27 protein-coding genes are annotated in these 25,830 nt (G+C 65.9%); 10 read left to right on the top strand and 17 right to left on the bottom strand.

Annotated features, from left to right (window positions below; translation table 11 throughout):
* Positions 1-202, top strand: a 202-nt coding sequence (locus AC1DBN_RS18685) for a hypothetical protein (RefSeq protein ID WP_477723881.1), incomplete at its 5' end; no start/stop codon positions are given.
* Positions 203-417: 215 nt separating this feature from the next.
* Here AC1DBN_RS18685 and AC1DBN_RS18680 read toward each other — a convergent pair.
* Together AC1DBN_RS18680 and AC1DBN_RS18675 are read right to left on the bottom strand one after the other, a co-directional pair.
* A complete protein-coding gene (locus AC1DBN_RS18680) occupies positions 418-1,500 on the bottom strand; it encodes a TerC family protein (protein ID WP_477723880.1) in 1,083 nt (360 codons plus the stop codon).
* A 211-nt stretch (positions 1,501-1,711) separates the two neighbouring features.
* Positions 1,712-2,581: a DUF1295 domain-containing protein gene (locus tag AC1DBN_RS18675; protein WP_477723879.1), complete on the bottom strand. Its 870-nt coding sequence runs from the start codon at positions 2,579-2,581 to the stop codon at positions 1,712-1,714.
* A 165-nt stretch (positions 2,582-2,746) separates the two neighbouring features.
* On the opposite strand from AC1DBN_RS18675, the gene AC1DBN_RS18670 reads away from it, so the two are divergent.
* Positions 2,747-3,175, top strand: a complete 429-nt coding sequence (locus AC1DBN_RS18670; RefSeq protein ID WP_477723878.1) for a DUF2177 family protein — start codon at positions 2,747-2,749, stop codon at positions 3,173-3,175.
* Positions 3,176-3,366: 191 nt separating this feature from the next.
* The gene (locus tag AC1DBN_RS18665; RefSeq protein ID WP_477723877.1) at positions 3,367-4,089 is read left to right on the top strand and encodes a YoaK family protein; all 723 of its coding nucleotides are present in this window, start codon (positions 3,367-3,369) and stop codon (positions 4,087-4,089) included.
* A gap of 144 nt (positions 4,090-4,233) precedes the next feature.
* On the opposite strand, the gene AC1DBN_RS18660 is transcribed toward AC1DBN_RS18665, so the two are convergent.
* The 3 genes from AC1DBN_RS18660 to AC1DBN_RS18650 form a co-directional block, all read right to left on the bottom strand.
* The gene (locus AC1DBN_RS18660; RefSeq protein ID WP_477723876.1) at positions 4,234-4,389 is read right to left on the bottom strand and encodes an MFS transporter small subunit; all 156 of its coding nucleotides are present in this window, start codon (positions 4,387-4,389) and stop codon (positions 4,234-4,236) included.
* 1 nt (position 4,390) lies between these two features.
* On the bottom strand, positions 4,391-5,785 hold the full coding sequence (locus AC1DBN_RS18655) for an OFA family MFS transporter (RefSeq protein WP_477723875.1): 1,395 nt from the start codon (positions 5,783-5,785) through the stop codon (positions 4,391-4,393).
* Positions 5,786-5,990: 205 nt separating this feature from the next.
* On the bottom strand, positions 5,991-6,530 hold the full coding sequence (locus AC1DBN_RS18650; RefSeq protein ID WP_477723874.1) for a GNAT family N-acetyltransferase: 540 nt from the start codon (positions 6,528-6,530) through the stop codon (positions 5,991-5,993).
* A 69-nt stretch (positions 6,531-6,599) separates the two neighbouring features.
* On the opposite strand from AC1DBN_RS18650, the gene AC1DBN_RS18645 reads away from it, so the two are divergent.
* Positions 6,600-8,276 (top strand): FAD-binding dehydrogenase, encoded by a 1,677-nt coding sequence (locus tag AC1DBN_RS18645; protein ID WP_477723873.1) that lies wholly within the window; start codon positions 6,600-6,602, stop codon positions 8,274-8,276.
* A gap of 140 nt (positions 8,277-8,416) precedes the next feature.
* Positions 8,417-9,289, top strand: coding sequence for a universal stress protein (locus tag AC1DBN_RS18640; RefSeq protein ID WP_477723872.1), 873 nt, complete (start codon positions 8,417-8,419; stop codon positions 9,287-9,289).
* Between the two features lie 50 nt (positions 9,290-9,339).
* Here AC1DBN_RS18640 and AC1DBN_RS18635 read toward each other — a convergent pair whose 3' ends face one another.
* Positions 9,340-10,116, bottom strand: coding sequence for a DinB family protein (locus AC1DBN_RS18635; protein ID WP_477723871.1), 777 nt, complete (start codon positions 10,114-10,116; stop codon positions 9,340-9,342).
* Between the two features lie 144 nt (positions 10,117-10,260).
* On the opposite strand from AC1DBN_RS18635, the gene AC1DBN_RS18630 reads away from it, so the two are divergent.
* Positions 10,261-10,899, top strand: a complete 639-nt coding sequence (locus AC1DBN_RS18630) for a hypothetical protein (protein WP_477723870.1) — start codon at positions 10,261-10,263, stop codon at positions 10,897-10,899.
* Positions 10,900-10,923: 24 nt separating this feature from the next.
* Here AC1DBN_RS18630 and AC1DBN_RS18625 read toward each other — a convergent pair whose 3' ends face one another.
* The 3 genes from AC1DBN_RS18625 to AC1DBN_RS18615 form a co-directional block, all read right to left on the bottom strand.
* Positions 10,924-11,166, bottom strand: coding sequence for a hypothetical protein (locus tag AC1DBN_RS18625; RefSeq protein ID WP_477723869.1), 243 nt, complete (start codon positions 11,164-11,166; stop codon positions 10,924-10,926).
* A 325-nt stretch (positions 11,167-11,491) separates the two neighbouring features.
* The gene (locus AC1DBN_RS18620; RefSeq protein ID WP_477723868.1) at positions 11,492-12,235 is read right to left on the bottom strand and encodes a PASTA domain-containing protein; all 744 of its coding nucleotides are present in this window, start codon (positions 12,233-12,235) and stop codon (positions 11,492-11,494) included.
* 67 nt (positions 12,236-12,302) lie between these two features.
* Positions 12,303-13,589, bottom strand: a complete 1,287-nt coding sequence (locus AC1DBN_RS18615) for a GmrSD restriction endonuclease domain-containing protein (protein ID WP_314216160.1) — start codon at positions 13,587-13,589, stop codon at positions 12,303-12,305.
* 386 nt (positions 13,590-13,975) lie between these two features.
* Between AC1DBN_RS18615 and AC1DBN_RS18610 the strand changes: the two genes are divergently transcribed.
* From AC1DBN_RS18610 to AC1DBN_RS18600, 3 genes are all read left to right on the top strand, one after another.
* Complete coding sequence (locus AC1DBN_RS18610) at positions 13,976-14,368, top strand: VOC family protein (protein ID WP_477723867.1); 393 nt, start codon at positions 13,976-13,978, stop codon at positions 14,366-14,368.
* Between the two features lie 95 nt (positions 14,369-14,463).
* The gene (locus tag AC1DBN_RS18605) at positions 14,464-15,102 is read left to right on the top strand and encodes a hypothetical protein (RefSeq protein WP_477723866.1); all 639 of its coding nucleotides are present in this window, start codon (positions 14,464-14,466) and stop codon (positions 15,100-15,102) included.
* A complete protein-coding gene (locus tag AC1DBN_RS18600; protein ID WP_477723865.1) occupies positions 15,102-15,329 on the top strand; it encodes a helix-turn-helix domain-containing protein in 228 nt (75 codons plus the stop codon). Before AC1DBN_RS18605 ends, AC1DBN_RS18600 begins: the two co-directional genes overlap by 1 nt.
* Here AC1DBN_RS18600 and AC1DBN_RS18595 read toward each other — a convergent pair.
* Genes AC1DBN_RS18595 through AC1DBN_RS18575 form a run of 5 tightly spaced genes read right to left on the bottom strand, consistent with a single transcriptional unit; the run spans position 15,326 to position 19,786 of the window.
* Entirely contained in the window at positions 15,326-15,832 is a 507-nt protein-coding gene (locus tag AC1DBN_RS18595) for an N-acetyltransferase family protein (RefSeq protein WP_477723864.1), read from the bottom strand. The two genes, AC1DBN_RS18600 and AC1DBN_RS18595, sit on opposite strands and share 4 nt — an antisense overlap.
* A 31-nt stretch (positions 15,833-15,863) precedes the next feature.
* The gene (locus tag AC1DBN_RS18590; protein WP_314216164.1) at positions 15,864-16,889 is read right to left on the bottom strand and encodes a LacI family DNA-binding transcriptional regulator; all 1,026 of its coding nucleotides are present in this window, start codon (positions 16,887-16,889) and stop codon (positions 15,864-15,866) included.
* Between the two features lie 35 nt (positions 16,890-16,924).
* Positions 16,925-17,656 carry a cupin domain-containing protein gene (locus AC1DBN_RS18585; protein WP_314216165.1) on the bottom strand — a complete coding sequence of 244 codons (732 nt, stop codon included), beginning with the start codon at positions 17,654-17,656 and terminating at the stop codon, positions 16,925-16,927.
* Positions 17,657-17,658: 2 nt separating this feature from the next.
* A complete protein-coding gene (locus tag AC1DBN_RS18580) occupies positions 17,659-18,624 on the bottom strand; it encodes a DUF6807 domain-containing protein (protein WP_314216167.1) in 966 nt (321 codons plus the stop codon).
* A 28-nt stretch (positions 18,625-18,652) separates the two neighbouring features.
* Positions 18,653-19,786: a Gfo/Idh/MocA family protein gene (locus AC1DBN_RS18575; RefSeq protein WP_477723863.1), complete on the bottom strand. Its 1,134-nt coding sequence runs from the start codon at positions 19,784-19,786 to the stop codon at positions 18,653-18,655.
* Positions 19,787-20,049: 263 nt separating this feature from the next.
* Between AC1DBN_RS18575 and AC1DBN_RS18570 the strand changes: the two genes are divergently transcribed.
* Positions 20,050-22,428 carry a glycoside hydrolase family 3 N-terminal domain-containing protein gene (locus AC1DBN_RS18570; protein ID WP_477723862.1) on the top strand — a complete coding sequence of 793 codons (2,379 nt, stop codon included), beginning with the start codon at positions 20,050-20,052 and terminating at the stop codon, positions 22,426-22,428.
* 51 nt (positions 22,429-22,479) lie between these two features.
* Here AC1DBN_RS18570 and AC1DBN_RS18565 read toward each other — a convergent pair whose 3' ends face one another.
* From AC1DBN_RS18565 to AC1DBN_RS18555, 3 genes are read right to left on the bottom strand one after another with little or no spacing between them, the layout of a single operon-like run.
* Complete coding sequence (locus AC1DBN_RS18565) at positions 22,480-23,202, bottom strand: DUF624 domain-containing protein (protein WP_477723861.1); 723 nt, start codon at positions 23,200-23,202, stop codon at positions 22,480-22,482.
* Between the two features lie 49 nt (positions 23,203-23,251).
* Positions 23,252-24,886, bottom strand: a complete 1,635-nt coding sequence (locus AC1DBN_RS18560; RefSeq protein WP_477723860.1) for an ABC transporter substrate-binding protein — start codon at positions 24,884-24,886, stop codon at positions 23,252-23,254.
* A gap of 6 nt (positions 24,887-24,892) precedes the next feature.
* The gene (locus tag AC1DBN_RS18555; RefSeq protein WP_314216177.1) at positions 24,893-25,822 is read right to left on the bottom strand and encodes a carbohydrate ABC transporter permease; all 930 of its coding nucleotides are present in this window, start codon (positions 25,820-25,822) and stop codon (positions 24,893-24,895) included.
* Between the last annotated feature and the right edge of the window lie 8 nt (positions 25,823-25,830).

Raw genomic sequence — 25,830 nt, 5'->3', positions numbered from 1 at the left:
TGGCACACTATTGAGTTCTCAAACAACAGACACACCCGGCACCACCCAAACCCTCAAGGTTCAGGATCGCTCCGGAGCAACTTTCCAAACTTACCCGATCACCCACCACTTCGCAAATCCGCTTTCCAGCGAAACAAAGCGCACAATGACCGCCCCAACCAATTTCCAGCGCCCTAGAAGAGCAACCAGAATCTGGCGTTGATTTGGGGTTTTTGGCCGCCCGGTGATCAGTTCTTCACTGTCTCCCCCGCGGCGACTTAGAAAACAATACACGCCCACCAGCGCCACCGCAAACCAGCCCTCCAACCACAGGGAAGGCCCCCAAAACCCGCACAACCGCGCGGATTTCGGGGGCCGTCACCACCTACAAGCAGCCCCAACGGACGAAACCAGCCTGTATGCGGTGGGTCACACCGTTTACTTGGGTGCCCGGGCGCTGGAACTCAGGTCGTCGTCGGACTGCTGATCCGTCTCCTGCTGATCGTTGGAGGCAGTGGCCACCAGGCCACCCTCCACGGTGTGACGGTCGTTCTTGTCGCCATCGCCGCGGGTCTTCATCAGGCTGGCCACCGTGGCCACAGCAATGGTGGCGCCGATGAACACCAGCGAGAACCAGATGGGAATCTCGGGGACCCACAGGAGCGGCTGGCCACCGTTGATGAAGGACAGCTCGTTGACATGCAGTGCGTGGAAGACCAGCTTCACACCAATGAACGCGAGGATGACCGCCAGGCCCTGGGCCAGATACACCAGGCGTTCCAGCAGCCCGCCGATCAGGAAGAACAGCTGGCGCAGGCCCATCAGGGCGAAGGCGTTGGCGGTGAAGACGATGTACGCCTCGTTGGTCAGCCCGTAAATGGCGGGGATGGAGTCAACGGCGAAGATCAGGTCCACGAAACCGATGGCAATGATGGTCAGCATCATGGGGGTGAAGAAGCGGGTGCCGCCCTTCTTCACGGTGAGCTTGTCCCCGTGGTACTCGTCCGTGACGGGCAGGACGCGGCGCACCAGCTGCATGAACTTGCCGTCGGCCGGGTTGGACTCGTGGCTGCCAAACGCCTGCTTGTAGGCCAGGAACAGCAGCAGCGCGCCGAAGATGTAGAAGATCCAGGAGAAGTTCTCGATGAGGCCTGCGCCGATAGCGATGAAGCCACCGCGCAGGATCAGCGCAATGACGATGCCGATCATCAGCACCTTCTGCTGGTACTTCTTGGGGACAGCGAACCCGCTCATCACGATGAGGAAGACGAACAGGTTGTCGATCGAGAGGGCCTTCTCGGTGAGGTAGCCGGCGAAGTATTCACCGCCGAAGTTCCAGCCGGAGACCATGCCGATACCCACGCCGAACAGCAGCGCCAGTCCGATGTAGAACGCGGACCAGCGCGCCGATTCACCGATGGACGGTTCATGGGGTTTGCGCACATGCGCGAAGAATTCGTAAACGAAGAACAGGACGGTCACAGCAAGGGTGATGATCCAGATCAGTGGTGTTACCTGCATTTGGGTACTCCAAGCTGGTTGGCGCTGACAGATACGCCAAGGTCTCCTCCGCCCGGCTGAGCCGGAGCCGATGGCCCGGGATGCTTCGCTGCATCCGTATTGACGGGCCTATCACAGACGGGAGTACTCCCCTTGATGCGTCAATTCTAACTCATGCGCGGCGGCACCCGCTCAAGCGCCGCCGTCGTCCGCTCCCCTGCGGCGGAACCGCCTACGTCAGTTTGGGCACCAGCACGGGGGTGCTCTTCTTGTACTCCTCGTAGTCCGGCTGGCCGCCCCACTTCCTGTCCGCCTTCTCTTCAAGGGGCGGGACGCCGCTGCCCTTGGTGAGCAGCAGGGTGACGAACACGGGCGAGACGAGAGCTGCCCACTGCCAGCCCTGGAGCACGGGCAGGGCGATGATGGCGACGCCCACCCACAGCGTGATTTCGCCGAAGTAGTTGGGGTGCCGGCTCCTTGACCAGAGGCCCGTGGAGATAAAGCGGCCCTGGTTGGCGGGGTTGTTCTTGAACCGGGTCTTCTGCACGTCGGCGATGATTTCCACGGTGATGCCCAGGATCCACACGGCCAGGCCAACCCAGAAGAATCCGTCCAGGCCCACCTTCTTGTCCGAGGTGATGGCCACCCAGGCCAAAGCCGCGGTCAGCACCACCCACAGGCCCTGCAGGGTCCATGTGTTGAGGTAGCGGGCGAAATCGGGCTTCAGTTCGTCGAAGCGGTCGTCCTTGCCATGCTTCATGACACGCAGGAAAAGGAACCCGCCCAACCGGAGGGCCCAGAGCACCACCATCGCCGCCAGCAGCATGCCGCGGGCGTCGATTCCCGGGCTGGCCAGCACCAGGAACACCGTGATGGAGATGTAGGTCAGTGCGCCGGTGAGGTCGTAGAACTTCTCGGTCTGCTTTGCGAAGGACGGGATGAACACCAGCCACTGGATCAGCATCGCGGCCGCCACACCCAGCGCGAACACGGGGAAACCACCGATGGCGGACCCGCCCTGGCTGCCTGCCCACGCGATCAGCACTGCGGCCACCACCGCGAGCCCAACACTGATGAGCGCCTTACGGCTCTTGTCCTTCATTGCCACAAAGTCCTTTCCCCTGGCCTGCCGCACGCTGCTGCGCGGCGCGGTCTGCCCGCCCACTTAGTCTTCGGAGCCGGAAGGGAGTTGTATGGGTGGACCCGTCCGCACACCGCAGCGGCACCGAACTGCCAGTGCAGCCTTCCCCCACCATAGGAGTCCAGCATGAGCCACCGCACCAAAAACTGGCTGACCGCCTACATCGTCGCAGCCCTCATCTTCGCGGTGCTGGACGTGGTGTGGATCCTGGGAGTGGCGAATCCGCTGTACCAGTCGGCCATCGGGGGCATCCTCGCGGCCAAAACCAATTTCGTGGCTGCCGTCCTGTTCTACGTCATCTTCGTGGCCGGGATGGTCCACTTCGGGGTCCGGCCCAACAGCCCTGAAGCGACCATCCGGCAGCGGGTCACCGGGGCGGCGCTGTTCGGGTTCTTCACCTACGCCACCTGGGCCCTCACCGGACTCGCCGTCCTCAAGGACTTCACGGCATTGGTGGCCGTAACGGACATCCTCTGGGGTGCCGCGGCCTGCAGCCTCGTCACCTGGCTGACCTCGGTGACATTACGACGGCGGCTGGCGGAGCGGGCTGCCTGAGCCCGTCTTCGCTTCCGCGCACCTTCGTCCGGGCCCGGCGTCACGCACGGCATACTTTTGGCCCTCCCGCCGGCGGCCGACACAGGAAATACCAAGGCTCCGCCGTCGTGCGTCATCTAAAAGCGTGCTCTGCGTGACACGGGCGCATACTGGAAACCTCCCCCGTTTCCGGACCCGCGAAAGGCGACCGCATGCCCGCACGCTTCTTCCCCGCCGACCCGTCCCGGCTGCACCTGGTGCTCATGCTGATGCTGACGTTCTCCACGGGGGTGATCGATGCCGTGGGCTATTTGGGCCTGGACCGCGTCTTCACTGCGAATATGACCGGCAACGTGGTGATCCTGGGCATGGCGCTGATGGGCGGCGACAACCTGCCGGTCCTGGGTCCGATCGTGGCGCTGGCAGGATTCATGTCCGGCGCCCTGGTGTCCGGGCGGACCCTGCGCATCATCAAGTCCGGCTGGACGCACCGCACCACCGGGCTGCTGGCGGGCGTGGGCGCCGTGATGGCCGCCGTGGCCATAGCCCTGCTCAGCGGTGTGACACCGCGCAACAACGAGCCCCTGACCGTGGCGATCACCGGTGCCCTGGCCGTCGCGATGGGCGTCCAGGCCGCCACCGCCCGCCACCTCAACGTCAAGGATGTCTCCACCGTGGTGGTGACCTCCACCATCACAGGGCTGGCCGCCGATTCGCGCCTGGGCGCCGGCACCCATCCGTTCTGGGGCCGCCGGCTCGCAGCGGTGGGGCTCATTATGGCCGGGGCCGCGCTTGGCACCGTGCTGCTGCAGATCCACATCGGCCTCGGAGTACTGATGACCGCCCTGATCACACTCTTCGTGGCCGTGGTGGGTTGGAATGCGGTGACCCGGCAGGATGCGGCGGCGGCTCCTGTTGCGGAGCCGGCGTCGTAAGCGCTTGATCCCGCGTCACGCACAGCACGCTTTCAGCCCGGCGGCGGCGACCAAACCCCGGAAACCCAAGGCCCCGCCGTCGTTGGTGCCCTAAAAGCAGGCTGTGCCTGACAAAGGCGCGGGCCGCCGTCGGGCGCGGAAGGCTCAGCCGAACAGGGCCGCAACCCGCGTGAGGGTTTCGTAGACGCCGTAGGCCAGCGGCACACCCACCAGGGCCCAGCCCAAGGCGAGCTTCCCGGTGGCGGTGTTGACGGCGTTGGTGTCCGGCGCCGAGGGATTGTTGTTGGGGACGTTGCTCATCTCAGGCCTCCATGGCGGGTTGGTGCGGGCGGCCCCGGTCCGGGCGGGGTTCGTGGAATCGGGCGCTGACGGGTTTGACCAGCAGGTTCGCCACAAATCCGACCACCAGCAGCGCCACCATGGTGAGCAGCGCGGGCTGGTAGGACGCCGCGGTCAGCTGGCCCGGCTTGCCCTGGGCGTCGAGGAACGCGTTGACGATCAACGGGCCCGCGACGCCGGCAGCGGACCAGGCGGTCAGCAGCCGGCCGTGGATGGCGCCCACCTGGAAGGTGCCGAAGAGGTCGCGCAGGTAGGCGGGGACGGTGGCGAAACCGCCGCCGTAGAACGAGATGATGAGGAACGCCAGCGCCACATACAGGATGGTGGTGCTGGATCCGGCCAGCGCCAGCACCGTGTACAGCACGGCCCCGACGCCCAGGTACAGCATGTAGATGCGCTTGCGGCCGGTGATGTCCGAGGTGGCACTCCAGGCGAACCGGCCGGTCATGTTTCCGATGGACAGCAGCCCCACGAAGCCTGCGGCGACGGCGGCACTGACCAGGGACGCGCCGTCGGGCCCCCTGAAGAAGTCCTGAATCATGGGCGCTGCCTGCTCAAGGATTCCGATGCCGGCCGTGACGTTGCAGAACAGGGCCACCCACACCAGCCAGAACTGCGGGGTTTTCACGGCGTTCTTGGCGGAGACATTCTCGGTGGTGACCAGCTTGGCGGCCTTGACCTTGGCGGGGTCGAACCCGGCGGGCCGCCAGCCGTCCGCGGGGACCTTGATGGTGAAGGCGCCGAACAGCATGTACACGAGATAGACGACGGCGAGGGTCAGGAAGAGCTTGCCCACGGCATCGCCGCTGGCCACCGAGCCCTGCGCGCCGGAGTTGGGATCGTACGCCTTGAGCAACGCGGTGGACACCGGGCTGGCGATGAGGGCGCCGCCGCCGAAGCCCATGATGGCCATGCCGGTGGCCAGGCCGGGCCTGTCCGGGAACCACTTGATCAGCGTGGACACCGGCGAGATGTAGCCGATGCCCAACCCGATGCCGCCCACCACGCCGTACCCCAGGTAGACGAGCCACAGCTGGTGCGTGAAGATGCCCAGCGAGCCGATGAGGAAGCCGCCCACCCAGAACATGGACGAGGTGAACATCGCCTTCCGCGGGCCGTTCCGGTCCACCCACGTACCCATGATCGCGGCGGACAGGCCCAGCATCACGATGGCGATGGAGAAGATCAGGCCGATCTCGGTGAGGCTGGCGCCGAAATGCTTGACCAGCGCCGTCTTGTACACGCTGGTGGCGTACGCCTGGCCGATGCAGAGGTGGACGGCGAGCGCCGCCGGCGGTACCAGCCAGCGGTTGAAACCCGCCGGCGCGATGGTTCTTTCACGGTCCAGGAAGCCCATGGCTGATTCCCCTGCTCGATAGACGTCAGTGTCCGGCAGTCCAGAGGCTCATGGCCCTACCGTCGGACCTTTGGGCACCTCAACACGCCTCCGGCAATCCTGCGCCAAATGATCAGTAAACGTAGGATTCCTGCGGTGAGTGGTGGGAGATTCACGGTGAGCGGCCCTCCCACGGCCTGGCACTAGCTGGGAGCGCGCCGGCTTCCTAGGCTCCGCGGGCCAAGTCGATCCAGTACCGCCGGAAGTGCCCGCCGTCGTCATCCGGCCGGACGTCCTCCAGTTCGCCCCCGCACCGCTCGATGGTCCGGGCCGAGGCAGCGTTGCCGTCGTCGCAGGTCAGCAGGACGCGGTCCGGTTCGCCCCATTCAGCCAGCCGGGTGCAGATTTTGCGCAGCGCCCAGGAGGCAGCACCCTGGCCGCGGTCCGCCGGCCGGACGCCGTAACCGATGTGCCCGCCCGAGTTCAGGAGCGCCGGTGTGAGGTAGTGGCGGAAAGCGATGGACCCCACGTACCGGGAACCCTTGGTGATCCACCAATAGGTGCACGGAACAATGCCGCCCGTCCCGTCCGCCTGTTCGGCAGTCGCCAGCTTGTTCACCCAGGCCTCAAACCCCTCCTGGCTGCTGACGTCATCCCCCGCGAACAGCCCGGCGCCGTCCTGGTGGGCTCCGGCCCATTCGCGGTGCGACTCCAGGAAGGAGCGGTAGAAGGAAACATTCGGGGAGACCAGTTCAAACATGTCCATGACCCTATCCCGCCGCTGCTGTAGGTTGATGCTGGACTCTCACTTACCTCAACCAGGGCGGATATTCGGATGGACGCTGACGTCATCATCATCGGCGGCGGGCTGGCAGGGCTGGTGGCGGCCAACGAGCTGGTGCGGGCCGGCAAGCGGGTGGCGATGGTGGACCAGGAGAACGCGGCGAACCTGGGCGGCCAGGCTTTCTGGTCACTCGGCGGCCTATTCCTGGTGGACACCCCCATGCAGCGCCGCCTGGGCGTCCGGGACTCCTTCGACCTGGCCTGGCAGGACTGGCAGGGCTCGGCGCAGTGGGACCGGCTGGCCGGGCCGCTCGCCGAGGACGAGTGGGCGCAGCCGTGGGGCCGCGCCTACGTCGAGTTCGCCGCGGGCGAGAAGCGTTCCTGGCTGCACCAGCAGGGCATCCGGTTCACGCCGCTGGTGGGCTGGGCCGAGCGCGGAGACGGCCGGGCGGGCGGGCACGGCAACTCGGTGCCCCGCTTCCACGTCCCGTGGGGCACCGGTACAGGCGTCTCCGAACCGTTCGCGGACAAGGCGCGGGCGGCGGCGTCTGCGGGGAGCGTCCGGTTCCATTTCCGTCACCGGGTGGACGGTTTAACGTACGACGGCGGCGCGGTCACCGGGGTGCGCGGCTCGGTCCTGGCACCTGATTCTTCGCCGCGGGGCGTTTCGTCCAAGAGGGACGTTGTGGGCGAATTCGAACTTCGGGCCCAAGCGGTGGTGATCGCCAGCGGCGGCATTGGCGGCAACCACAGCCTGGTGCGGCGCTGGTGGCCGGAACGGCTGGGAACGCCGCCGGAGAAAATGGTGACCGGAGTGCCGGCACACGTGGACGGGCGCATGCTGGACATCGCCGACGGGTCCGGGGTGCGGCTGGTCAACCGCGACCGCATGTGGCACTACACCGAGGGCATCCAGAACTGGAACCCCATCTGGCCGGACCATGCCATCCGGATCCTGCCCGGGCCGTCGTCGCTCTGGTTCGATGCGTTGGGCCGCCGACTGCCCGCGCCGGGCCTCCCCGGCTACGACACGCTTGGCACCCTCCGTTTGTTGCGGACCACCCCGGACATCCAGCAGCACAGCCATTCCTGGTTCATCCTCAACCAGCGGATCATCGAAAAGGAGTTCGCCCTCTCCGGGTCGGAACAGAACCCCGACCTCACGGGCCGTGACGTCAAACTCCTGCTGCGCAGCCGCCTGGGCAAAGGCGCCCCGGGCCCCATCGAGGCCTTCAAGGAGCACGGCGCCGATTTTGTGGTTGCTCGCAACCTGGCGGACCTGGTCCGTGGCATGAACGGGCTCACTGCCGAGGCGTTGCTGGACCATGGGCGCCTCCGGCGGCAAATCGAAGAACGCGACGCCGAAGTGCGGAACCCCTACTCCAAGGACACGCAGGTAGCGGGCATCCGCAACAGCCGCCGCTTCCTGGGCGACCGGCTCTTCCGCACCGTCAAGCCGCACCGGATCCTCGATCCTGCCGCGGGCCCACTCATCGCTGTCCGCCTGCACGTGGTCACCCGCAAAAGCCTCGGCGGAATCCAGACCAACCTCGCCGGCCAGGCCCTCGGGCAGGACGGCTCCCCTGTTCCGGGCCTCTATGCCGCAGGGGAAGCGGCCGGGTTCGGCGGCGGCGGCGCCCACGGCTACAACGCGTTGGAGGGGACGTTCCTGGGCGGCTGCCTCTTCACCGGCCTGACCGTGGGACGGTCGCTGGTCCGGTCCCTGTAGATCCTGTCTCCGGAGGTGCGGTCTGCTCTAGGGGACATTGGCACTGTGCCCCGGCTCGGCCTGCCCTAGGATCGGCATAAGGAAAACGACCCCGGCACTCCACGACGATGTGGCGGCCGGCACCTGGGAATGGGGGCATTGTGGAATCCAAAGCCATCGTGGTGGGCTATGACGGATCGGAACCGGCGGCAAGGGCGGTGCGCTGGGCGGCGCAACAGGCGTCACTGCGCAACGTCCAGCTGCACCTGGTGCACTGCACGCTCTGGCCATTGCTGACGAAGAACCTTGGCCCGGTCCCCGGCATCGCGGACAGCGGTTTGCAGCGGGCTGCGGAAATCGCACTCGAAGAGGGCGTTGGGCACGCGAAGCAGGCCTCCCCCGGCGTCGACGTCCGGACCAGCCTGGTGTCCGGCAGCCCTGCCGTGCAGCTTCCCAAAATCGCGGTGGACCAGGAATTGCTGGTGGTGGGAAGCCGCGGGCTGGGAGGATTCATGGGGCTGCTGGTCGGCTCCGTAAGCCTGGAACTGGCAGCGACGGCGCCGTGCCCCGTCGCCGTGATCCGGGAAGGCGGTGCCCCTGACGGCCCCGTGCTGGTGGCCGTTGATGACTCGGGTTCGCCGGCTGCACTCGAGGATGCCTGCACCGCGGCCACTGCTGCGGGAACCCGGCTGATTGTCACCCATGTCCGGACGGTGCCCGCCGGCTATCGGTTGGTCCGCGACCCCGTGGACCCCGGTGCCGCAGCGGAGGCACTCCTCGACGCCGCCGTCGCGAGGGCCCGGGAACTAGCCCCGGGACTCACCGTCGAAGAGCAACTGCTCACCGACACTTCGGTACCCCGCGCCGTCCTGCACGCTGCCGAGGGAGCCCGCCTGACCGTCGTCGGGACCAAAGGGCATGGGGTGGTCAAAGGCAGCATCGGTTCCACCGCGCATGCCATCCTCCACCACGCCAAAGGCCCTGTGCTCGTCTCCCGGCGCCAGCCCGCAGCCAAAGGAGAGCACCAGGCGTAAACCGGGGCGCGGAGGCTGGTGCGCTGAGTTCCAGTGCTCAGGCCTGCTGTTCAACCGCGCTGTTCCACCGCGTGCAGTGCCTTCGCTTCGATCGCGTCCAGGTCTCGGACCGCGAATCTGTGGTGTTCCCATTCCTCGTGGAGGATGACGTGGAGGCAGTCGAGCGTGGTGACGGTGAAGCGTGGTTCGTCCGGTGCCGGGTGGGTCGCCTGAAGCTCCTCTGCGGTGGTACCGGCGATGAAGTCCCGCACCATGGCCACGCGCCCCGCCCGGATCTCGAGCACTTTGTCGTAGCTGGGCTTGGTTTTCTGGAAGACGGACATGTCCAGTCCGTCCGTCTCGTACTCGGCGTTCGGTTCGCCGGCCGGGTGGTACGGCTTGTCGATGCCGAGGACTGGCCCGCGCAGCCACTTGTCCGTTGCCATCACCAGATGCCGCAGCGTCTGCGCGAAGGACCACTCGCCGTCGACCGATACGTCCTCGGTACCGGGCGGCATCCGGGCCGCCCGCTGGATGGTGGCATCCCACGTCTCCTGCAGCCGGTCCCAGGCGTCGCGGAGGCCGGCAGGATCTGCGGCGTGCCGAAGCTCCCTGCCCGGGAAGCGCCGGTTGAGCTCGGCATCGATCAGCGGAGCCACGTCCACGCCGTTCACATACAGGGACCCGTCGTCTTCCAGCAGCCAGGGTGAGTCGATGTCCGCGCCGTCAATCTCCACGCCGCGCATCAGGACGCCGGACAGGCTGCTCCGGACGAACCGCGCCCCGCGGAGGCTGACGTCGGAGAATTCGGCACCGCTCAGGTCATCGGATCCGGTGAAGGTAGCCATGCGCGCCATCATTCCGTGTGATGCGCCGCACATCAAGGCCGGTCCGCGGAGCTAGACTGGCCGGATCAGGACGGATTGGGGGATCCACAGTGGCGTGCCGCTGTTCCGCTGGTCAGTCGCAGCCAGCGGAACCCCAGGAGCACAGTGACTTTCTTCCAGGACTTTCCCGTTCCTCCCCGCCCGGCCCAGCCGAGGGCAACGCGCTACATTCCGCCGCCGTGGGCTGGCGCACCGGCCCACGAACTGCCGGTGGCCGTAAATCTGGGACGGTTCCTGTACTTGACGCCAACTGTGGCGCTGACACTCAAAAGCGCCGACGTCTATTCCACGGGGTGCCTGTTCAACGTGGGCTGGCTCTTCCGCCGCGGCGGGCAGGATGAGGACGCCTGGTCAGACCTGCACCACGCCTTCTTCCAATCCGGGATGGGCCACCGCCACGGCGGCCAACAGAACAACCTTATGTTCGGAGTGGAATTAGCGGACGGCTCGAAGGCGAGTACCGCGCACCAGCCCATTCCGGGGTTCATGGAACCCGCCGTGGAACCGGAGCCGCCTGTCCTCGCACTCTACGGCGGAGGAGGCAGCGGTGGTGACGACGAACTTTCCGGTTCAGGCACGCTGTGGTTGTGGCCGTTGCCTCCGGTGGGCGACCTCCGGCTGGTGGCGCAGTGGACCCAGTTCGATCTGGCGGAAACATCCGTGATGCTCGACGGCGGGGCGTTGCGGGACGCAGCCGCCGGAGCCCAGCGCTTCTTTCCGGAGAAGGACACGCCCGAGCGCTGAGGCGCCGGTGCCGCCGGCACCTGCTCAGGCGCCGGCGTCGTACGTGTCCGTGACTTTCGCCTCGGGGGAAACGATGCTGCCGTAGCCCTGCAGGAACATCCGGCGCCCCTGGCCCTCGTCCGTCCACACCCAGACGATCGCGTAATCGGAGGTGACTGCGTCCACGGTGCCCGTGCCGGTGGTGGTCCCTTCGGCAAAGTGGACCCGCTCCCCCACTGAGAGGCGGGGGTGGCGAACTTTCTTCCGACGCGGCTGCGGCGGGGCCACGGGCGCTACCATCGCAGCGCTTCGGGGCGGGCGGTGTCCTGGTCCTGGTGCATCAGCTTCCTCGGCTCGCGGGCGGGTCCGGTCAGCTCATTACAACCCTGCCCGCTGCTCCCAGGTCACGCGATGCCGCGTGGTGAAGCCAGACTAGCGCGCCGGTCAGCGTCCGGCACCGGTTCGCAGCACGGAACCGAATGTGACTGCGGAAAGCGAATCTCCGCACGTTGCCGGTTGCACCGCCCGCACGTGGGCGATGCAACCAGCCACGGAGGCGGCTACATAGGGCTACTTGTCGCAGCCGATGCCGTCGCGGTCGGAAGTTGGTTGGCTACTTTGCGATGCCGCCGTGCCGGCTGCAGGCACCTTGGCGGGTGGCGCTTGGCCAGACGTAACCGTCCTTACAGATGATGGCGCCCCCGTAGTTCGGGGCTGCGGGGGCAGCGGGCGCCGGTGCGACAGGCGCTGGTGCTTTCTGCGCCTGCTGGGCAGCCTGCGCCGCAGCCTGTTGTGCGGCGGCCTGGTCCGCAGCCGCCTTGTCACGCGCAGCCTGATCAGCTGCGGCCTGCGCAGCAGCTGCCTGGGCTGCCTGGTCGGCGGCGGCTTTCTCAGCAGCAGCCTTCGCGGCCGCGGCAGCTTCGGCAGCAGCCTTATCTGCGGCTGCCTTTTCGGCTGCAGCCTTTTCCTCCGCGATCTTCTCGAGGGACTTCACCCCAAGACGGACCGTGGAACCCTTTGCCGCCTTGGCGCCGCTGGCCGGGTCCTGGGTCAGCACCTGCCAGTTCTTCTCCACCATGATCTTTTTGCCGTCGACGCTGTCCACGGCCTCGACCTTGAACCCGAGGTCCTCAAGCTGCTTCTTGGCCTTGTCCAGAGTCATACCCACCACGCCCGGGACGGCGAGGGCGGCTTCGGCCGTTGCGCTCGCGGCAGGAGTGGCAGCCGAGGCCGGCTCCACTGCCGCCTGCTTGCCGCCGCCGCAGCCTGTCAGCAGGAGCCCTGCCAGCACGGCCATGGCCAGCGATTTCTTCAGCTGTCCCGCGTTCGGGCGGGCAGCGGCGTACAGGTTGTTCATGATTCCCCCTAGGAATGCAATGTGTTGGTGATGCGGATGAAGTCAGAAGCCGGGAAACGATATGGGACTATTCGCAGGCGATGCCATCAGAGTCGCGGTCCAAGGCTGAGCGGTAACCGGCCTGGCCGGCGTACAGCGGTGCAGCTCCGGCAGCCCGCGCGGCAGCACAGTTCGGGTAGTAGGCAGCAGCCGGGGCAGGTACAACTGGCGCGGGTGCGGCAGGAACAGGAGCCGCCGGAGCCGGGGCCACCGGGGCCGGGGCGGGTGCGGGAGCCGGTGCAGCAGGAGCGGCTGCAACGGGCGCAGGCTGCACGGCCGCAGGTGCTGGCGCAGCCGGCGCAGCTTCAGCCACAACAGGTGCCTTCTGGTCGGTAGGTGCCAGCTGCCCGGTGCAGTCCGCCAGGATCCGGGCCATTGCGTCATGCTCGGCCTGGGTCACCCACAGCGAGTAGGTAGCCTTCACGGAAATCTGCCGGGCAACGTATTCGCACCGGAAACCCTTGTTCGGCGGGAGCCAGGTGGCCGCGTCGCCGTCGCTCTTCCTGATATTCGTGGGACCGTCCGTCGCCTGCAGGTTCAGTGGATCGTTGGCGAACGCCGTGCGCTGTTCGGTGCTCAGCTGCTGGGCACCTTTCTGCCAGGCATCGCTGAGCGCCACCACGTGGTCGATCTGGACGGCGGTACTGGTGGTGGAGCCGCGGACAAAGTTGATGTTCGAGCCCGTGTAGGGATCGGCCAGCGTCCCGGACTTCACCTTGCACGGGACGCTGTTGACGTAGGCGACGCCGGTCAGGTCCCGCTTGAGGATGTCGTTCCGGGTATCGCAGCCGTTGCGGTCCACGTCCGCCCATGCCTGCCCGAACAGCGCGCGGTCGTATCCCGTTTTCGGCGCGCGGCCCTTGATGGGGAGCATGGCCAGCAGATCGAGTGCCTTGGTGGCGTAAGCCGGCTGGGCGTTCGGCGCCGCGGCCGTAACCCCGGACGCCAAGGCGTAAGCCGTGTCCGGGTCGAGGGGCTCGCCGCTGGCCTGCTCCGTAGCCGACGGAGTGGGGACGGACGACGGCGACGCTGCCGCCGAAGGTGCGGCGCTCGCCGTTGAGGGCGCTTCCTTCGCCGTGCCCGCCGCCGCGGCCGCCTCAAGGTCCGCGGAGGTGGAACGCGGCAAGGCGAGACCACCGGCAACCATAAGGGCAAATGCCGTGCCAAGCGCGACGGCGCCGGCCTTGCGTCGTGCAGGCAGCCAGGCCCAAGAGCGCCGACCGGTGACCAGGACGTAAAGGCCTGTCAGTGCCACGGAAATGGCCAGGAAGATCAGCGCACCGCCAACGCCGCCACTTAAAGCGCCAAGCAACATAAACAATGCGGTAATGGCGCCAACGATGAATGTTGATGCACGCGGTTTCTGCGGCGGCTTCGGTGCCGGCGCAGACGGAAATGACCCCAGAAGGGTCGGATACTCGGACATTTTCCCCCATTTGTGAGGGCCCAAATAATTTGCGGCCCCGCACTTGCCCGGCCTGCTGCTAAGCCCGGCAAACTCGTCGTCGCTGAGCCTATTCTGAGGGCGGGACGAATTCCGGCCTGTCAGCCAATGCTCGGGCAACATTGCGCCAGCCTTGATTCGATCTTGAGGAAAGTCCGTCGCACTTGAATGGGCAGCCTTAACATTTGCAAATTACCGGGCCTCGCCATCCGGAAATTCCCCCGCGAAAGCACTGCCACAAAGGTAGAGTGGCGCGCATGGAAATGCGCCTTGAAGTTGTCCAGGTTCCCGTGTCCGACGTCGACCGGGCCAAAGAGTTCTACACCGAAAAGCTGGGCTTTGTGCTGGACCACGATGTGGAGCACTTCCCGGGGATGCGGGTGGTGCAGCTGACTCCCCCGGGCTCGCCCACGTCAGTAGTCATCGGCACAGGAATGACCGCGATGGCGCCGGGCAGCCTGGAAGGACTGCAGCTGGTCGCGCCGGACCTCCCCGCCCTTCGCGCCGAGCTGGTGGACCGCGGGGCGGACATCAGCGAGGTCCAGGACATGGGCGGCGTGCTGTTTGCGCACTTCGCAGATCCGGACGGCAACCGCTGGGTGCTCCAGGGGGCGACTCCGCCCGCCGTCAGGGACGCGCACCTAGCCTAGGCGCCAACGCCCGCGGACGCTTGACCGAAGGCCGACAACCGCACTAGGTTATCGAATATCGTTATTAACGACATTCGATAACTTGTGGGGGAAACATGAAGCTGGCCAAGCGCACCGGACGTCCGTCGGAGAGCAGGAAGCGCGAGGTGGTGTCCCGGACGGATGCCCTGGTGTTGATGGTCGGATCGGCCGTGATCGCCGCCGGCTCAAGCGTTATGTCCGTCATCGGCATCGTGGACATCTTTTCCGGACCCGTCACGCTGACGCTGCCCGTTGATCCAACCCAGAAAGTGGCTGGCCTGGACCTTGGCGCCGAGGCGCGCTTTTCCGCCGTCGACGCCACCATCCCGGCCCTTCCCGGCGCCGAGGCCGGGCAATTGGCGTGGGCAGCCGCCCTGACCCAGGTTGGCGTCCTTGCCGTGCTGGCCCTGCTGTTCCTGCTGGCGTTCCGGCTGCGGGGTGACACGCTGTTCACCCGGGGGTCGGTGTGGATCATTGGCGCCTGCGGGGCGGCCCTGGCACTGGCCGGCACGGCAGGCCAGGTGCTGGACCAGCTGGCCCGGACCCGGCTGGCGGATGCTATCGGGCTGAACTCAGACAGCGCCCCCGGCAGCGTCATCTTCGAAGGCGACATCAGCCTCCTGCCGGTCGTGGCCGGAATCGCGCTGATCCTCATCGCGGGCGTCTTCCAGTTCGGCGGCCGGCTGCAGGAAGACACCGAGGGCCTGGTCTGATGCCCGCGGAGGAAACCACAGGCATTCACTGCAGGCTTGATGAATTGCTGGAGCAGCGCGGCATGACGCTGACCGAGCTCAGCAAACGGGTGGGCGTCAGCCTGGTGAATCTCTCGGTCCTGAAGAATGACCGCGCCAAGGCCATCAGGTTTTCCACCCTCTCCGCAGTCTGCACCGCGCTGGACTGCGAGGTGGGAGACCTGCTGGTGACAGAGCCTGCGGGCTAGGAATCCACTCGCCGGTCCCGGACCATCCGAAGCTCCGGCACGCCCTCCCACTCGGGCGGAAGGTGGCCGCGTCCGCCGTCGAACGTAAATCCCTGGCGGCGGTAAAAAGCCTGCGCCTTCATGTTGTCCTCAAGCACCCACAGGTATGCCGGAGCGTCGCCGAGGGCGGCGGCCAGCAACGCTGTTCCCAACCCTGTCCCCTGCGCCCTGGCCAGGACGAAGATGGAGTAGAGCTCCAGGGGAAACGGCGCGTCCTCATGGCGCGCAGGCCCGGCATCGGCCAGGCCGACAATCTCGCCGTTGGCGTCCTCGGCAACGATCCGCGGGTGCCGAACGTCAAGATACGGCCGACGGCGGGCCACGCGTTCCGGGACGGACCGCCGCCGTTCCGCGAAGAAGCCGGGCGACAGCAGGTGCCCGTAGCTTTCCTCGTGCGCGGCGGTATGCATCAGCACCACGTTCTCGGCGTCATCCGGGGTGGCCTGGCGAAGCACATAGTCCATGGCCCCAGCCTAGCCAGTGCCGGAGCCGGGGTCAGCGCTTCGCGGGCGCCGCCGTTGATCCGCGGACCACGAGCTCCGTACCCAGCTCGATGCGTTGCGGCAACTCCTCGTCGCCGTCCAGGTGCCGCAGCAAAGCGCGCATGGCGGTCTCGGCCATCTGCACCACCGGTTGGCGGACTGTGGTCAGGCCCGGCTCAATCCACTCCGCCGCCGGAATGTCGTCGAACCCGATGATGGACAGGTCCTCCGGGATCCGCAGCCCGGCAGCACGCGCAGCCCGGTAAGCGCCCATGGCCTGGTCGTCGTTTCCGGTGAAGATCGCCGTCGGCCTGTCCGGCAGTTCCAGGAGTTTGCGGGTAGCTGCCTCGCCGGACTCGATGGAAAAGTCCCCCGGGACCATCAGCGCAGGATCCACTGCTATGCCCCCGCGGCGCAACGCGGAAATGTAGCCATCCTCGCGAGCGCTGCTGCATTGCAGGTCCTCGCGTCCGCCAATCATGGCGATCCTCCGGTGCCCGAGTTTCAGCAGGTGGTCGGTGGCCGAAAACGCGCCGTCCCAGTTGGCCGCACCCACGGTCATCAAGTCCGGGCCCGGCTGGCCGACGGGATCGATCAGCACCACCGGAATTCCCAGGGACTTGATGCGCTGGATCTGCTTGGCATCCAGTTGGTACACGGCCATCAGCAGCCCGTCGGATTTCCGCTCCGCCAGGTTTGCCAGCCACGGCCGTATGCGGGAACCGTCCATGCTGAGGCTGCTCACCACAGTGCCGTACCCGGCGTCCTGTGCCACCCGCTCCACGCCTTCGATGATTTCCAGCGCCCACTCGGACCCCAAGCCGGGGAAGACCAGGTCCACCAGCCCGGCCTTCTGGCGGCGTTTGGCGGGCCGGCGGGCGTAGTCACGCCGAGCGATGATCTCTTCCACCCGGGCTCGGGTTTCGGCAGCCACGTGGGCGTGCCCGTTCAGCACCTTGGACACGGTGGGAACGGAGACCCCGGCCTCCCGGGCAATTTCGCTGATTGTTGCACGCCCGGTGTCCTGCTTGCTCACCACAGAAGCCCACCTTTCACCCGGGGATTAGGCCGGTGTCAGTTATCGGAAAGTTCCCACGCCTGGATCCGGCCACACATGCCATAGACCCTGTGGTTTTCCCGTTTTCCCATGGTAGTGCGGGCATCACCCAGATAGAAACTTTCGGCCGTATCCAGAGACCGTAGTTGCTGACGGGTGGTTTCGGCCTGCTGAACTGCTCCGCTGGCCAGCACCCGCCCCCATGTCCCGGCCATTGACCCGGCGAGCCGGGCAGCTGCGGCATGGAAATCCACCAAGGCGCCAGGTCCGCTTCTCAGGACGGCCTCCTTGAGCTCAAGGTATCCTTCCAACGCGAGATCACGACGGCGGCGCGCAGCGTTCTCCGCAACGGCGAGTCCGGCGTCCGCATCGCCATTGTCCAGGACGGCCGCCCGGCGGTACACCGAGGGGTCCACCAGATGCTCCGGCGGGAAGGTCATGACGGCGTCGCCGCGCTCCGGAAGGCCGGCATTCTGCATCACCACCAGGACCTTGAGGTCACCAGAATCATTGATGGCCCGGTGAACTGTGCCGGGCGTAAACCACAGCACCGTGCCCGGAACCAGCGGCGTCGATGTGAAGCCGTTCGAGTCCAGCGTCTCAAGCCGGCCGGTGCCCTCCAGCACCACGTAGGCCTCGGTGGAGGCCGTGTGGAGGTGCGGTGAGCCCCCGGCGGCGCCATCCGCACCGGGCCAGTCGTAGATGCTGATCTCTGACAGTCCGGTAGCCCCGGGAAAGCTGGAGCCCACCCTTACACCCAGCTGGTGAGCGCTGCCTGGGCAGCATCGCCCAGGGCGTCGGCGCGGGCCTGGTCCACACCGCCGTCTGCGATCACGACCGCGTAGCGGTACGTCAGCTGTGCACCCTCCCCCAACGGCACTTCTTCGCTGAAGAAGGGGGCGGACCCCAAACACGCGAACATGGAGGATCGGGCAAACCACTTGCCGGGGGCGCCGGGATTTCCTGTGCCCTCCACAAACATGATGGTGGAGGAACGGCAGCTGACATCGTGCTTGCCCGTGAAAGCGATCCATGGCGAGCGGGTGCCCATGAATTCATCGGTACCCGTGCCCTCCGGGTTGCGGAACTCGCCACCGGTGAACGAGCGGGGTCCCCGCCAGAACAGCCCGCCGTAGCCGGCGTTGTGGCGGCCCTCCGTGGTGGGGCTGCCGATCAGGATCTCTTCGCCTGAGATGTTGCCCATGGTTGTTTCGAAGAGGATGGCATAGGCGCCCTCCAGATCCGCGGCGGTCCGGCCGGAGCCGGCCAGCAGCTGGATGCTGAAGCGGCGGCACTCCTCGATAACCGGCTGGCCCGCCTGGGACGTCCAGGTGAGGGCTTCCGATGCACTGAACCCCTCTCCGGTGTCACTGATGGCGGTGAACGCCTGGTGCGTCATGGCGCCGTTGTTTCCAAGGTTGGCGTACTCCGTGGCGCGCGTGTAGGTGGCGCCGCCCCAGAAGTTGTGCGGGCCAACGTTGGGCAGCGCCCACGAGAGGCCTTTATGCCAGACGTGGTCCCACGGCCTGGCGATGGTCACCTCGTCGCCGCCCAGGGTGGTGAGCGGATGGAAGAAGGGACGCGGACTTTCGTACTGGTCATCGGTGGGCCGGTACGTGTAGGTGGCAATGGCCCGGCCATTCACGCTGAAGGTGAGGGCGGCGCCGTTGTCCTGGTACTGCAACTGGCCGACGGAAGTAGTTGCGGGAGTGGTCATGCTGGTGGCTCCTTGGGTGGGGTGGATGTCAGGTGCGGATGCTGCCCGCGGCGGACGTTTGGAGTGCGAGGGCTTCGAGGACGCTGGTGCCCAGCCCTTCTCCGTCCATGCCGCCGTAAAACGGGTGCCCCTCAACAATCTGGCCGCGACGGACAGCCCCGCCGGTGAATGCCGAGGCGTAGATCGCGGCAGCGAGCTCCAGCGTTCGCCGCGCCGAGCCGGCCCCGGCTGGGAGCGGCCGCCCGTCGTCGAGCGCGTCATATATGGCTAGGAACTGAGCGGAGTGTCCGCTGCCGCGCTCCAGGGACTGGCTGTGCCAGGCGGAGGCCACCTGGTCTTCATGCCCGGGGGCCCCGGTAATGGTCCAGTTGTCCGTGCTGTAGCCGTAGAGGTGGCTGAGTTCCACGGTGGCAAACTCGCAGTCGATCCGGATGTCAGAGGTTTCCCGGGGCGAGAGAAGCGAATTGACGATGGTGGCAACAGCGCCGTTCCGGAAGCGGACCAGCGCTGCGGAAACGTCCTCCGTGGACGTGGCCCGGGCCTGGCGGCCGGCAATGGCGGTGACTTCTTCCCAGTCGCCGAGCAGGTGCAGGAGGAGATCGAACTGGTGGATGCCGTGACCCATGGTGGGCCCGCCACCTTCAGCGTCCCACGTGCCGCGCCAGGGAAGGTCCCAGTAGCTGTCCGGACGGTACCAGAGGGTGTCGCACCGGGCCACGAGCGGACGGCCGAACTTGTTACCCCCAACCAATTGGCGGGCAGCGGCCGCGGCATCACCGAAGCGGTGCTGGAAGACGCAGGAGAACTCAGCCCCGCCCTTCGCCTGTGCCGTTTCCAGCCGGTCGAAGTCAGCCAAACTGAGGGCCGGGGGCTTCTCGGACAGAACGTGGACGCCCGCCTGCAGGCATTCAAGCGCCTGCCGTATGTGGAACACGGGCGGGGTACAGAGATGGACGATGTCCGGTTTGGCGTCCGCCAGCAACCCGGCGAGCGTGAGGTAGGTGCCGGGAATGCCGTGTTGCTGCGCAAAGGCACTGAGGCGGTCCTGGTCCACGTCACAGGCCGCCACAAGTTCGGCCCGGCTTCCGGTTCTGGCCAGATTTTCCGCGTGCACCGCGGCAATTCCGCCGGTTCCCACAATGGCCACTCTGTATGTCCGCATATTCTCTCCGTCGCTGCAGGGTCTGCGTGGTGCCTGGTGTCCTGGGTTGCCCACCGTGCCGGGCCTTGACAGAGAAGCCAATCAGGACTGGAAACTTTCGCTGCTCTTATGGAAGTTTCCAGCGGCTTAGCGCAGCAACTTTGCGGGACAACGCTTCAACCGTAGGAATATTTCCTTTAACCAGTCAAGGCTTTGGCTCTAGAAACTAACGGGAAATTCCTGATACTTTCTAAATGACCAGTTCACGATCCTAGGAGAAGCCCGTGACCAGCGGTGCCGCCGAGAAGCAAGCCATCCCCACCAGCACCTCCGGCATTGAGCCGCGTGACCCCGGCGAAGACTTCTCCATCGAGGAATTGGTCCGCGACATGACGCTCGAGGAGAAGTTGGCCCAGTTGGTGGGCGTGTGGGTGAATGCTTCCACGGACGGCGACTCCGTTGCCCCGCTGCAGAGCCAGATGGCTGGCGACGCGAGGACTTGGGAGGACATCATTTCCTCCGGGTTGGGACAGATCACCCGCATGTACGGCACAGTCCCGCTGGAACCGCTCGAGGGCGCGCGCCGGCTGGCCGCGGCCCAGGAACAGATCATGGCCGCCTCCCGGTTCGGGATTCCTGCGCAGGTACACGAGGAGTGCCTGGCCGGGCTCGCCGCATGGAAAGCCACGGCATTTCCCGTGCCGCTGGCCTGGGGAGCAACCTTCAATCCCCCGCTGGTCCACCGCATGGCCGGCCTGATCGGTGCGCAGATGCGCGAACTGGGAATTCACCAGGGCCTGGCGCCGGTGCTTGACGTGGTGCGCGACCTTCGGTGGGGCCGGGTGGAAGAGACCATCGGCGAGGACCCGTATCTGGTGGGCACCGTGGCCAGCGCCTATGTTTCAGGCCTGGAAGGCACCGGAATCGTGGCCACGCTCAAACACTTCGTGGGCTACTCAGCTTCCCGGGCCGGACGGAACCACGCACCGGTTTCCATGGGTCCGCGTGAGCTTGCGGACGTCATGCTGCCACCGTTCGAGATGGCCATTAAGCACGGTCAAGCCCGCTCTGTGATGCACGCCTACACCGATACCGACGGCGTTCCCGCCGCCGCCAACCACGCACTCCTCACCGCGCTGCTTCGCGGCGAATGGGGATTCAACGGCACGGTGGTAGCGGACTACTTCGGGATCGCCTTCCTCCACGCCACTCACGGTATCGCCGCCGATTCCGGCGAGGCAGCCGCGCTGGCCCTGGCTGCCGGAGTGGACGTGGAACTGCCCACAGTGAACTGCTACGGCAGGCCGCTGCTCGAACGTGTCCGCTCCGGCGAGGTTCCCGAATCGTTGGTGGACACCGCCCTCCGCAGGGTCCTGCTGCAGAAGCAGGAGGCCGGGCTCCTCGCGAAAGGCTTCCGCCCTGCTCCCCCGGCACTTGAAGCCGGATCCATCGATCTGGACCCGGCAGGTAACCGGGCGCTGGCCCGTGAGATCGCGGCACAGTCGCTGGTGCTGCTCACGAACAAGACACACGGCAATAGCCCCTGCCTGCCACTGCCTTCCGCTGCCTTGGCATCCCTCGGTGTGGTGGGTCCGCTGGCGGAAGACCCGTTCGCGATGCTGGGCTGCTACTCGTTTGACGCCCACGTGGGCGCATCCCATCCTGAGGTGCCCATGGGTATCCGGGTGCCCACTGTGGCCGGAGCCGCCAGCGAGCGCTTCGGTGATGTCCGTTCCGCTGCCACCGGGACCTGCGAGGCCATCGCTGAAGACCAGATTGCCGAAGCCTGCCGCATTGCCGCTTCGGTGGATACCTGCGTCATTGCCGTGGGTGACAACGCCGGCCTCTTTGGCCGTGGCACCTCCGGCGAAGGCAACGATGCCGCAGACCTTCAGCTCCCAGGCGACCAGCACCGCATGTTGGACCGGGTACTCACGGCTGCACAGGCCGCCGGGACGCGTGCCGTCGTCGTGGTCCTCAGCGGCCGGCCGTACGCACTGGGCGACTTCGCGGACCGCGCCGGCGCCATCGTCCAGGGGTTCTTCCCGGGCGAGGAGGGTGCAGAAGCACTTTGGGACGTTTTGGCCGGTTCGGTGAACCCGTCGGGCAAGCTGCCGGTATCCGTACCGGGCAGCTCCGGAGGCCAACCGGGAACCTACCTGCGCAGCCGCCTTGCCGGCCCCTCCGGCGTCAGTGCGCTGGACCCGTCGCCGCTGTTCGGGTTTGGCCACGGCCTGTCGTATACGTCGTTCGCCTTCTCGGACCATGCCGCCGGAACTCCCACGATGCCGACCACGGGTGAAGTCAGCATCGGCTGCGTCGTGACCAACAACGGGGACGTGGACGGCGCCGAGGTGGTGCAGCTGTACCTGGAAGACCCGGTGGGTGAGGTGGTCCGTCCGGTCCGGGAACTGATCGGCTACGCGCGGGTGGAACTCGCAGCCGGTGCCTCCGCCCGGGTGGAATTCACTGTGCACGCCGACCGGACGTCGTTCACTGGCATGGACCTGCAGCGCGTTGTCACACCCGGCCTGGTGAAGCTGCACGTGGCTACTTCCAGCACGCACGATGTCCACACCCACGAAGTAATACTGCACGGCGAGCGCCGCGAGGCAGGCTTTGACCGGGAAATGCTGACACCCGTCACGGTCACGCCGCAGTAGGGGGTGCCGCACCCGGCGCCCGGTGTCCTGAGGACGGACTGCGATTAACAGTTACGGCGTACCGGGTTCTTCGGGAGACGCGGCAGTGAATTTGTCCTCCACCAGGCGCAGCAACGGGCGGGAGTTCAGGCAAACCAGGAACAGCGCGGTTCCGGCCATGACCGGCAGTAGCAACGCAGTGGTCATCAGCAACAGTGCGGCGGAAACGAACAGGATGCCTGCGTTGCCCAGGACCACCCGCTTCTGGGCCCCGAAGCTGTACAGGGACAGCCGGTACAGGTCCTGCGTGCGGAAGGAGAACCGGGCCAGCAGCAGCAGCGCATTCGTTGATGCTGTGGCCACCAGGAGCGCCATCACCAGCAGCGCCAGCCGGAATGCGGGTCCCGCAGGATTGTCAGTCCCCAGCCCGGCAGGCATTCCCGCCAGGTTGGTGGTGATCACTGCCAGGGCGAGCAGGTAGGGCAGCCAGACGATGATGGCCTGCACAAAGTTCAGCCGGTAGCTCTGCAGGAAGTCCCGGAACACGCCGGTGTCCTGCCCGGCCAGCAACCGGTTGAATGCATAGGCGCACGCCACCAGCGCTGGCCCCAAAGGAACCAGTGCTGCGAGGACCAGCCAGCCTGCTGCTGCACCGGCCACGGGCTGGGCCGCCAGTGCCGGCAGCAACAAAGCATTGGCCAGGACCAGCAGGCCAGACCCCATCATCACACCGGCAACGGCGCCGGCCACCCTGAACAGGGGGCCGGCACCGTACTCCGTCTTTTTCGCAACCACGCGCTGCCTTTCGATTACCGCCGGAAGCCGCGCGCCGCCGTCGTCCGTCCTACTTCTTGTCCGCGTAGGCCTTGTAAGCCTTGTTGGCCAACTCTACGTATTTGCCCATTCCCTTGGCGTCCAGTTCCTTGACGTAGGCATCGAACTCGGCGAGGCTCCGCTGCCCGGTGATGAACTTCAGGGTGTTCTGCTTGACGTGGTCCTTCAACGGGGTGAGCACCAGGGTGGCCTGCTCCCGGTCGGTGTCGCTGAAGGGGACAGGCGGCGGGACAGCCTTGGCCTTCTTGCTCTTCATGGCCTCCTGGAAGGCCAGTTCCTCGTCGTTGAAGGTGGACTGCAGGAGGTCCGTAGTGCCGCCGTAGGCGAAATTGCCGCCGGAGAACCCGTAGTCCACCCGGAGGTCCTTGGTACCGGAAGGGTTCAGTCCCTGGAAGTTGATGTCCTTGGCCAGGACGCGCTTGCTTCCTTCCTTCGTGTAGGTGGTTCCCTGCACGCCCCACTTGGAAAACTCCTGGCCGGCATCGCTGTAGAACAGCCAGTCGATGTACTGCATCAGGGCCACGAAACTGTCTTTGTCCTTGACCGACGAGTTCAGCATGATGCCGTTCTCCAGCCGGGACCCGCCGATGACGTCGCCTGCCGGACCGCCGGGGACAGTGATTTTCCGGACGGTGAAGTTGCCCTTGCCCAGGGACTGCTCCATGGACGTCCGGTAGGTGATGATGTTCTGGGAATTGGCGCTGATCACGAATGACTTGCCCGCGGTGAACTTCTGGATCGCCGAGTCGTCGGTCTGGGTGAAGCTCTCGGGGTCCATCAGCCCCTCGGACACCAGGGAGTTGAAGTACGTCAACAGGTCCTTGAACTGGCTGGTGGCGGCGCCGAAGGTGAACTCCTTCTTGTCCTCGTCGAAGTTCAGGCCGTCCACGAGCCCCCAGCCTGCCACCGTGTTGAAGGCGTTGCCGGCGATGTTCAGCACGCTGTTGCCGTTGAACCGGTCTGAGAAGGGCACGACGTCGGGGTGGGACTTTTTGAGTTTGCGCAGTACTTCGCGGAATTCATCCCAGGTCTTGGGCTCGGCAATGCCTTCCTTTTCCAGCACGTCCGTGCGGAACGCCAGCGTGTAGTCGGGCCAGAGCTCTTCGTGGAGGCCCGGCAGCACGTAGTACTTGCCGTCTTCCTGGGTCAGGCCCTCAATTTCGGCCTCCAGCTTCCACTTCTTCACCTTGTCCTGGTAGTGGGGCATGAGGTCCACGTAGTCGCTGACAGGCAGGACGGCCCCGGAAGACACGTAGGCGCTCTCCTGCCCGGGATAGGTCTTGGCGATGATCTCCGGGGCACTTCCGGAACTGATGAGCAGGCTTCGCTTTTGTTCGTAGTCGCTGCTGGGCACGATGGTGGGTTGGAGCGTGACGTTGTTGTCGCTGGCCATCTTGGTGAACAGCAGCCAGTCCTTCTTGTAGGGGTACGTGGGCTGGTCGCTGAAGAGGAAGGTGAAGGTCAGCGGCGCCGTCGCCTTGAACGTATCCCCCACCCCGAAGCTGTCCATCGCACCGTTGCGGGCCTTCGTAGTGTCTACCTTGCTCTCCGATTCGGCGTCGCATCCGGCCACCACCAGGCCGAAGGCTGCGAGCGCGGAGAGGCCGAGGAAGTCTCGTCTGCGGATCATGGGCTTTCCTTTCATAACGGTTTATTCCTTGACGGAGCCGAGCATGACGCCCGTGAAGAAGTACTTCTGGACAAACGGGTAGACACAAAGGATGGGTATGACGGTGAGGACGATGGTGACCGACTGTATGTTCGCGGCGATCTGGCCCACGTTTTCGGCGGTGCCGCCGGCGGAGCTTGCCGTGGTGACGCCGGCGATCATGTTCCGGAGGTAGATGGTCACCGGGAAGAGGTCCGGGTTGTCCAGGTAGAGGAAGGCCTGGAACCACGAGTTCCAGTTGGCCACCGCATAGAACAGCACCATGGTGGCCACGATGGCCTTGCTCAGGGGCAGGACCACTTTGAACAGGACGCCATATTGCGTGAGGCCATCGATGGCGGCTGCTTCCTCCAGTTCCCGCGGCATGTTTTCGAAGAACGACTTCATGATGAGCAGGTTGAAGACGCTGATCGCGTTGGGCAGCACTACAGCCCACAGGGTGTCCCGCATGCCCAGCGATGTAATGAGCACGTAGTTCGGGATCAGCCCGCCGTTGAAGAACATAGTGAACACCGCGATGCCGATGAACAGGCCGCGGCCTTTCAGGTCTTTTTTGGCTATGGCGTAGGCGAAGCTGGTGGTGAGCACCATGGAGATGGCGGTGGCGACAACGGTGTAGAGGACGGTGTTGCCGTAGTTCCGCCAGAACGTGGAGTCCGCAAGGATCAGTTTGTAGGTCTCGGTGTTGAAGCCCCGGGGTACGAGGTTAACCTGGCCGGCGTTGATGAACCCTTCGCTGGAGAAGCTTTGGGCGATGATGTTCAGGAACGGGTAGAGGGTGAAGAACACCACCAACAGCAGGAACACCAGGTTGGCGGCCCGGAACACGCGCATGGCTGATGAGATCCTCATGTCTTTGACCAGGACCCCGGATTCCTTGGCGGGCCGGGCCTTCGTAGCGGCTTTCTGCATCAGAGTCC

The organism is Pseudarthrobacter sp. 10T415 (genome assembly GCF_056394175.1).
Note: the sequence above shows the minus strand (reverse complement) of the source record. Positions and strands in the feature narration are given on the sequence as shown.